This window comes from Bradyrhizobium sp. PRIMUS42 (assembly GCF_023006515.1).
In the GTDB taxonomy this organism is placed as follows: Bacteria; Pseudomonadota; Alphaproteobacteria; order Rhizobiales; family Xanthobacteraceae; genus Bradyrhizobium.
In genome coordinates, this window is sequence record NZ_JALBGZ010000214.1 from 1 (window position 1) to 8,978 (window position 8,978).

General features: G+C 64.5%; 7 protein-coding genes. 1 reads left to right on the top strand and 6 read right to left on the bottom strand.

Features of this window, described 5'->3' with window-relative positions; translation table 11 throughout:
- The 5 genes from MOV75_RS17590 to MOV75_RS17610 all read right to left on the bottom strand — a co-directional run.
- A partial coding sequence (locus MOV75_RS17590; protein ID WP_247006273.1) for a hydantoinase/oxoprolinase family protein occupies positions 1-1,422 on the bottom strand: 1,422 nt, incomplete at its 3' end.
- A gap of 140 nt (positions 1,423-1,562) precedes the next feature.
- Positions 1,563-2,384 carry an NAD-dependent protein deacetylase gene (locus MOV75_RS17595; protein ID WP_246925649.1) on the bottom strand — a complete coding sequence of 274 codons (822 nt, stop codon included), beginning with the start codon at positions 2,382-2,384 and terminating at the stop codon, positions 1,563-1,565.
- 76 nt (positions 2,385-2,460) lie between these two features.
- A complete protein-coding gene (locus MOV75_RS17600) occupies positions 2,461-4,260 on the bottom strand; it encodes a cation:proton antiporter (RefSeq protein WP_246925646.1) in 1,800 nt (599 codons plus the stop codon).
- Between the two features lie 116 nt (positions 4,261-4,376).
- On the bottom strand, positions 4,377-5,213 hold the full coding sequence (locus MOV75_RS17605; RefSeq protein ID WP_246925643.1) for an SDR family oxidoreductase: 837 nt from the start codon (positions 5,211-5,213) through the stop codon (positions 4,377-4,379).
- 73 nt (positions 5,214-5,286) lie between these two features.
- Positions 5,287-6,606, bottom strand: coding sequence for a solute carrier family 23 protein (locus MOV75_RS17610; protein ID WP_246925640.1), 1,320 nt, complete (start codon positions 6,604-6,606; stop codon positions 5,287-5,289).
- Positions 6,607-6,747: 141 nt separating this feature from the next.
- Between MOV75_RS17610 and MOV75_RS17615 the strand changes: the two genes are divergently transcribed.
- Complete coding sequence (locus MOV75_RS17615) at positions 6,748-8,082, top strand: dicarboxylate/amino acid:cation symporter (protein WP_246925639.1); 1,335 nt, start codon at positions 6,748-6,750, stop codon at positions 8,080-8,082.
- A 187-nt stretch (positions 8,083-8,269) separates the two neighbouring features.
- Here MOV75_RS17615 and MOV75_RS17620 read toward each other — a convergent pair.
- On the bottom strand, positions 8,270-8,978 hold a 709-nt coding region (locus MOV75_RS17620; RefSeq protein ID WP_247006274.1), incomplete at its 5' end, for an ATP-binding cassette domain-containing protein.

The window sequence follows — 8,978 nt, forward strand, 5'->3', positions numbered from 1 at the left end:
GATCTTCTCGGCGACGCGCGCCGCATGCAGCGGCGCGGCACCACCGAAGGCGATCAACGTGTGCTGGCCGACAATCTCCCCACGCTCGACCGCATGGACGCGCGCCGCGCTCGCCATGTTCTCGCAGACGACTTCATGAACGGCATAGGCCGCGGTTTCCGCGGACAGGCCGAGCGGCTCGCCGACGTCGCGCAGCAGCGCCTGCTTCGACAGCTCCGGATCGAGCTTGATCGTTCCGGCCGCAAACGCATCGGGATCGATCATGCCGAGCGCAACGTCCGCATCCGTCACGGCCGGACGCTGGCCGCCGCGGCCGTAACAGGCGGGACCAGGCTCCGACGAGGCGCTCTCCGGGCCGACAGTGACGCGCTTCATCGCATCGACATGGGCGATCGAGCCGCCGCCGGCGCCAATCTCGACCATCTCGATCACGGGAATGCGCACCGGCAGACCGGAGCCCTTGAGAAAGCGCGCGGCGCGATCGACCTCGAACACGCGCGAGGTCTCGGGCTGATACTTCTCGATCAGGCAGATCTTCGCGGTGGTGCCGCCCATGTCGAAGGACAGCACCTTGCTTTCGCCAAGACGCGCGGCGATCTGCGCCGCGAAAATGGCGCCGCCGGCGGGGCCGGATTCGACGAGACGCACCGGAAAGCGCCGTGCCGTCTCGATCGAGGTGACGCCGCCGCCGGAGGTGACGAGGTAGATCGCGCCGCGGAACTGCTCGACCTGCAAGGCGTCGGCCATGCGGGCGAGATAGCCGTCGATCAGGGGTTGCACATAAGCGTTCGCGACCGCAGTCGATGTGCGCTCATATTCGCGGATCTCGGGACACACGGCAGAGGACACGGTCACGGAGATGCCAGGCATCTCCTCGGCCAGGATCGCGGCCGCGCGGCGCTCGTGCTCGGGATTGGCGTAGGAGTGCAGGAAGGCGATCGCGACGCTCTCGACGCCCAGCCCACGCAATCTCGGCGCGAGTGCGCGCACCGAAGTTTCGTCAAGCGGGAGGCGGACGACGCCGTGGGCGTCGACGCGCTCGGGCACGGTGAAACGCAGGCTGCGCGGCGCCAGCGACTTCGGCTTGTCGATGCCGAGATCATATTGATCGTAGCGGCTCTCGGTGCCGATATCGAGCACGTCGCGAAAGCCTTCGGTCGCAATGAGGGCCGTCCTGGCACCGCGGCGCTCGATGATCGCGTTGGTCGCGAGCGTCGTGCCGTGAATGAAGACGTCGATGTCGCTGATATGCGCGCGCGCGTCAGTGAGAATGAGGCGCATGCCGTCCAGCACCGCCTGTTCGGGCCGCTGTGGCGTCGTCAGCAGCTTGCGCGTCTTCCGTACCTCGCCCACGTCCAGCACGATGTCGGTGAACGTGCCACCGATATCAACGGCAAGCCGCACCTCGGCTCCCTCAAGCATTCCAAATTCTCCGTGCTGATCGTCAAGACTGGTTCAAAAACGCAGCAATTTCCATGCCATGGACGACGAGGACAACGCCGCGTCCGGCCATTCTGCTTGGCACCTATGCAATAGGCAAGGCGTGTTCGGCGCCGGCGCGATCAGAGCAGGAATGCAAGCGCCGCTTCGCAGCGCTCCTCGACCTTGAGCGTGAGGAGATCGTCGGCGCGGGTGCGGCCGAGATTGACCGCCGCAATCGGAATGTTGCGCTGCGCGGCGGCCTGCACGAAGCGGAATCCCGAATAGACCATCAGCGAGGAGCCGACGATGAGCATCGCGTCGGCCTGCGACAGATGGTCCTGCGCGGTAGCGACGATGTCGCGCGGGACGTTCTCGCCGAAGAACACGACGTCGGGCTTGAGGATGCCGCCGCACGCTTCGCAAGGAGGCACTTGGAAGGACCAAAAGTCTTCGTGCTCCAGATCGGCGTCGCCATCCGGTGCATCGGCGGCATCGAGCGCCAGCCACGCCGCATTCGCGCGACCCAGCGACTGCTGAAACTCATCGCGCGGCATCTTCGCCCCGCAGCCCATGCAGCGGACCAGGTCGAGCCGGCCATGCAGGTCGATCACCTGCCGGTGGCCGGCGGATTGATGCAGCCGATCGACGTTCTGGGTCAGCAGCATCCTGCACCGGCCGTTCGCCTCGAGCCGGGCGAGCGCGTGGTGCGCATCATTCGGCTTTGCCTGCCCGAACCGCCGCCAGCCGATCAGGCTGCGGGCCCAATAGCGCCGGCGCGTCTGCTCGTCCGACATGAAGGACTGAAAGTTGACCGGCTGGGTCCGCTTCCAATTGCCGTTTCCGTCGCGATAGTCGGGAATGCCTGAATTGGTGCTGCAGCCGGCGCCGGTCAGCACGAACAGCCGTTCGTGCCGGTCGACGAATTTTTCGAGCGCGGAGCTTGCCAGCGGAGCATTTGCCATGGCGCAGATGTAGTCTGCGCCGGGCGGTTTTGCCAGATCATTGCAGTCCGCGGCGTGCAGCAGCTCGGCTAGGCGGCTATCGCGGGGACCGGCGCCCCGCGAGATCCAGCGGACGAGCCTTGTCTTGTCCTGCAATGCGGGCGGCTTGCTGCAGCGTCAGCCGGAATTCGTCCCGCTTCTCGTGCACCGACGCGATCGCATGCCCGACCGCAACGCCGAGGCCGACCAATGCGGCTTCGGAAAGCTGCAGGCTCGCCTCGATGGTCTCCGGCACCGCATCGGTTGCGCCGATCGCATAGAGGTGGCGGGCATGATCGGCGTCCCGCGCACGTGAAACGATCAGCACATCCGGGCGCGCCGCGCGGACCCGCTCGACGACAGCATCGATCGCCGGCCGCGACTGGATGGTGATGATCACACCGGTCGTCTGCATCAGGCCGCAGGCTTCGAGGAAACCCGGTTCTGTCGCATCGCCAAAATAGACCTTGTGACCGTCGCGGCGGTCACGCGCCACGGCGACGGCCTCGTGATCGACCGCGATGTAGTTCAGGCCGTGGCTGGTCAGCAGCGAGCAGACGACCTTTCCGACGCGGCCGTAGCCGATCACGATGGCCTGCGCCCGGTCGCCGGGCGGCCGAACCGCGAGTTCGGGATCTGGCGTGCGCTCGCTGCGAAGCTTGGCGCCCAGCCGTCGTCCGAGCATGTTCAATAACGGTGTCAACGCCATCGTCACGGCCGTGATGGCGACGGCAAAGCTCGACACGCGTGGTTCGATCAGGCCGCCGGCCGCCGCCATTCCGATGCTGACGAAAGCGAATTCGCCGACGGGACCCAGCAGGAAGCCGCTCTCGATCGCCGCAGGCCACGAGAGCCTGAAAATGCGGCCCTGGACAATGAGCACGATCGTCTTGCCGGCGAGAAGGCCGACAACGGCGGCCAGCAGCCATCCAGGCTCGCGCATGAACACGCGGAAGTCGATGGCCATGCCGACAGTGAAGAAGAAGATGCCGAGCAGCAGGCCCTTGAACGGCTCGACGGTGGCCTCAATGGCCTTGCCATACTCCGTTTCCGCCAGCATCAGTCCCGCAACGAATGCTCCGAGCGCCATCGACAGGCCGGCCTGGTGCGCGGCAAGCCCCGCGCCGACAATGACGAACAAGGTCGCGGCGACGAACAACTCCGTCGAATGGGTGCCTGCAACCATCTGGAAGAGCGGACGCATCAGGAGCCGTCCGAGCAGAATGAGGACAGCGACCGCCAGCGCGGCTTTCAGGATCGCACTGGAGATGTGCGTCAGGACGGAGCCATCATTTCCCGCGCCGAGCACCGAGACGAAGACCAGAATGGGAACCACTGCTAGGTCCTGGGCCAGCAGAACCGAAAAGCTGGCGCGCCCGGTCGTGGTCGCAAGCCGCCTCTCGCTGGACAGGAGCTCGAGCACGATCGCCGTCGAGGACAGCGCAAGGCTGGCACCAAGGATGACGGCCGCGTCGGAGCTCTGCCCGGAGAGGAGCGCCGCACCGAAAATCATCGCGGACGTCATCAGCACCTGCAGGCCGCCAAGCCCGAACACCAGGCGTCGCATCGTGACGAGCCTTCGGAAAGACAGCTCGAGCCCGATCAGGAAGAGCAGGAACACGATACCGAGATTTGCGATCCCCTCGACGTTCTCTGCGTCCGCCACCGTGAACCAGTACAGGAGCGGGAGGTCCTTTACGAGCGAGCCAAGCCCGAGCGGACCCAGGATGGCGCCGGCACCGAGATAACCCAGCACGGGATTGATGCCCCAATGGCGGACAATCGGCACCACGACACCGGCAGTCCCGAGGACCACCAGCGCGTCACTGTAGGCATTGATGTTGATATTTGTGGTCACGAGCCCTTCATGTGTCGGCGCTTGCCAATAGCGGCAGCGTCGTCCACGGTCGATAGCACACGGCGACGCAGACCCCTACCCGGCCCGACCGCCATCCCCGCAGTCACAAACTGAAGTCAGCTCGCCCAATTCTCCCGGAATTCGGGAAACAAAGTCAGGCCTCCGCAGGCGTAGAGCGTCTGCCCGGTGATGTAGCTCGCATCATCCGAGGCGAGGAAGGCGAACACAGCGGCGATCTCTTCCGGCGTGCCGACGCGCCCCATCGGAATGTGGCTGGTGACAACGCCGCGCTTCTGGGGATCGCCGGTCCAGGCCGCGTTGATCGGCGTGTCGATCGCGCCCGGGCCGACCGCATTCACGCGGATATTACGGCCGGCGAACTCCAGCGCCAGCGTGCGGGTCAAATTGGCCATGCCGCCCTTGCTGATCGAATAAGCGAGATAGCCGGGCTTTGGAACGATCTGATGGACGCTGGAGCAGTTGATGATGCTGCCGCCTCCGCCGCGCGCGACGAAATGTGCGAGCGCCTTCTGCGCGCAGAGCACGGCGCCGTTGAGATTGACGTCGATGATGCGGCGATAGGTTTCGATGTCGAGCGCTTCACTGGGCGACTCCCGCTGGAAGCCGGCATTGTTGACGAGACAGTCGAGGCGCTTCCAGCGCGAAAGGATCGTCTCGAACATCGCCGCAACGTCCTGCTCATTGCCGACATCGGCCTTGGCCATGATGTGATCGAGCTTGCCATGGCCGCGATCGCCCGATGCCGTCCGCGCCAGCGCAAGCGTCTCCTCGGCCCCTTCAGGATGATCGAAATAATTGATGGCAACAGTCGCGCCTTCCTGGGCGAGCCGGACGGCGACGGCGCGGCCGATGCCTTGCGAGGCGCCGGTCACCAGCGCGTATTGGCCGACAAGGCGCGAGGGAAACGAAGTCGAGCGATCGGGTTGTGGCATGGGTTCTCTCCGGAATGCCTCATCATCGGCGGAAGGCGCTTTTTGTTCCATCTCCTCAGCGCATCGCTGGGATTCATTCGGCAGGTCTCGCCAGCGGCGAGGTCAGGATCTGATACAAGATGATGGCGCCAAAGGTTGCGGTGCCGATCCCGCCGATCGTGAATGCGCCGAATTTGAGCGTCAGGTCGCCCGCGCCCGCGGTCAACGCCACGGCGGCGGTGATCAGGTTTGCAGGATTTGCAAAGTCGACCTTATTCTCGACCCAGATCCGGCCCGCCATCGCCGCGATCAATCCGAACAGCACGATCGAGAGGCCGCCGATGACGGGTCCGGGAATCGACAGGATCAGCGCGCCGAATTTCGGCGAGAAGCCGAGCAGGATCGATACCATGGCCGCGAAGGCAAACAACAGGGTGGAATAGACTTTCGTCGCCGCCATGACGCCGATGTTCTCGGCATAGGTGGTGACGCCAGTGCCGCCGCCGCAGGCTGCGACGATGGTAGCTAGGCTGTCGGCGAACAGGGCGCGGCCGAGATAGGCATCGAGGCTCCGGCCCGTCATGGCGCCGACTGCCTTGATGTGACCGAGGTTCTCGGCGACGAGGATGACCGCAACCGGCGCGATCAGGAAGATTGCGTCGGCCTGGAATGTCGGCGTGGTGAAGCTCGGCAGCCCGAACCACGGCGCGGCCGAGAGTTGCGCGAAGTCGACCGGCTTGCCGAAGCCGAGACCGTTCGCAAACAGCAAATACAAAAGATATCCGCCGATTGCGCCAAGGATGATCGGCAGCCTGCGCCACAGGCCCGGCGCGGCCACGGCGACCACGCCGATGATCAGAACGGTCGCGAGCCCGATACCCGTGTCGAAGGTGCTGGCGCTCACCGCCTTGACCGCCACGGGCGCGAGGTTGAGACCGATCGCAGCGACCACAGCGCCGGTGACGGCCGGCGGCAGCAGTCTCTCGACCCAGCCGACCCCTGACCACATCACGATCAGCGCGATCGCGCCGTACAGCACCCCCGCGCCGACGATGCCGCCGAGGGCAACTGACAAATTCGGGTTCGGACCCTGCCCGGCGTAGCCGGTGGCGGCGATGACGACGGCGATGAACGCGAAGCTCGATCCGAGATAGCTCGGCACGCGCCCGGCGACGATGACGAAGAAGATCAGCGTGCCGATGCCGGAGAACAGGACCGCAACATTGGGATCGAACCCCATCAGCAGCGGCGCGATGATCGTAGATCCCGACATCGCAACGCAATGCTGGAGACCGGACACTGCGGTCTGGCCCCATGACAGCCGCTCCTCCGGCATGATCACGCCCGAGGTCTTGAGCTTCCAGCGCGGAAAATAGCCGTGCGTTTGCTGATCGGAGCCGATTGCAGTCGCCATGTTCCCCCCAATTGCGGTGCAGCGATTGATCTTCGTGCGATCCGACAAAAACGTGATTGTCACTTCTGCGGCGGCCATCACATGGTGCAGATCAAGCAGGATCCAAATCCTGCAAGATCAATGCGTTCCGGGACACACTCTATGACACAAGTCGCGATCCAGCCAGCCATCCAGCGCCGGCATCAGCCCTGGTACAAGATCCTCTACATTCAGGTCCTGATCGCGATCGTGCTCGGTGTACTTGTCGGCTATTCCTACCCTGATCTCGGCAAGGCGCTGAAGCCGCTCGGCGACGGCTTCATCGCGCTGATCAAGATGATGATCGCGCCGGTGATCTTCTGCACCGTGGTGCACGGCATCTCCTCGATGGGCGACCTCAAGCGTGTCGGCCGGGTCGGGCTGAAGTCGCTGATCTATTTCGAAACGGTCTCGACCGTTGCGCTCGCCGTCGGCCTGCTCGTCGGCGAGGTTCTCCAGCCCGGACACGGCTTCAACATCGATCCCGCCACGATCGATCCGAAATCGGTGGCCACCTACGTCACCAAGGCCAAGGAGGAAGGCATCGTCGCCCATCTGATGGCGATCATTCCCGACAGCTATCTGGGCGCGATCGCGCGGGGCGATCTGTTGCAGGTGCTGTTGATCTCGATCCTCTCGGGCTTCGCCATCGCCTTCCTTGGCAAGGCCGGGGAACCCATTGCGGACGCGATCGACAAGGCGGCGAAGATGTTCTTCGGCATCATCCGCATCATCGTGCGCGTGGCCCCGATCGGCGCTTTCGGCGCGATGGCGTTCACCGTCGGCGCCTACGGCCTCGGCTCGCTGCTCAACCTCGCGGCCCTGATCGGGACGTTCTATCTCACCAGCATGCTGTTCGTGCTGATCGTGCTCGGCGCGATCGCCCGGCTCGCCGGCTTCTCGATCCTGCGCTTCATCGCCTACATCAAGGACGAGCTGCTGATCGTGCTCGGCACCTCATCCTCCGAAACGGTTCTGCCGCAAATGATCCAGAAGATGGAGCATCTCGGCGCCTCGCGCTCGGTGGTCGGCCTCGTGATCCCGACCGGCTACAGCTTCAACCTCGATGGCACCAACATCTACATGACGCTGGCGACGCTGTTTTTGGCACAGGCGACCAATACGCATCTGACGATCTGGCAGGAGCTCGGCATCCTCGGCATTGCCATGATCACCTCGAAAGGTGCCTCGGGCGTCACCGGCGCCGGCTTCATCACGCTCGCCGCGACGCTCTCGATCGTGCCTGACATCCCGATCCAGTCGATCGCGATCCTGGTCGGCATCGACAAGTTCATGAGCGAATGCCGCGCTCTGACCAATCTGATCGGCAACGGCGTCGCCTGCGTCGTCATCAGCATTTCCGAAGGCGAGCTCGATCGCGACGCCCTGCACGAGACCATGGCCCATCCGCTGGAGATCGGCGAAGCGCTGGAGCCGGGTGGAAGCGCAGCCTCATAGACCCTCGCACAGGGAAGGCAAAGCCCGGTCCAACGCGGTAGTTTCCCGGAGTAGAAAATTGATGCGACACGCGTCACAACACTCGGGTTGGGATCACGGATTGATACTCATTTTTTCCACCCGACGCGCTGGGGGCAGGGCGTCGGGTTTTTGATAATCACTGCCATATCCGGACCGCCGGGCGGGATCAGATGATCCTGCCGTTGGAGTGCAGCGCCTTGGCGGCGACCTCGATCCGACGCCCAATCCCGATCGCCTGCAGGAACGCTTCGTCGTGGCTAACGACGAGCAGCGCGCCGTCATAGGCTCTCAAGCCAGCTTCAACGGCTTCGATGGACTCGATGTCGAGATGATTGGTCGGCTCGTCCAGGATCAGCAGGGACGGCGGCCTCGTCCCGCCCAGCACGCAGGCAAGGCCCGCACGAAACATTTGCCCGCCGCTCAGACTGCCGACGACCTGCAAGGCGGCATCGGCGCGAAACATGAACCGGGCCAGCGCGGCATGGCACGCATTTGCGCCCGCCGCTGGATTGAGACGGCCGAAATTTTCCAGGATCGAGAGCACGGGATCGAGCAGGCTGATTTTCTGGTCGAACAGCGCGAAGTCGGGCCTGACCCGGACCGTGCCCGAGAAGGGGCGCAACTCGCCGGCAATGAGTTTCAGCAGCGTCGTCTTGCCCGAGCCGTTGGGCCCGACTAACGCAACGCGCTCCGGACCGACGATCGTGAACGACAGATCACGCAAGACCGGCTGCTCCGGCCGATAGCCGGCGGTGACGCCGTCGAGCCAAGCCACCTCCCTGCCCGCGGGCAGACCGGTCGCGGGCAGTTTCACTGACAGCGGCTGAAGAACTTCGATGCGGCGACGTGCCGTGTCGGCAGCTTCCAGCGCTTCG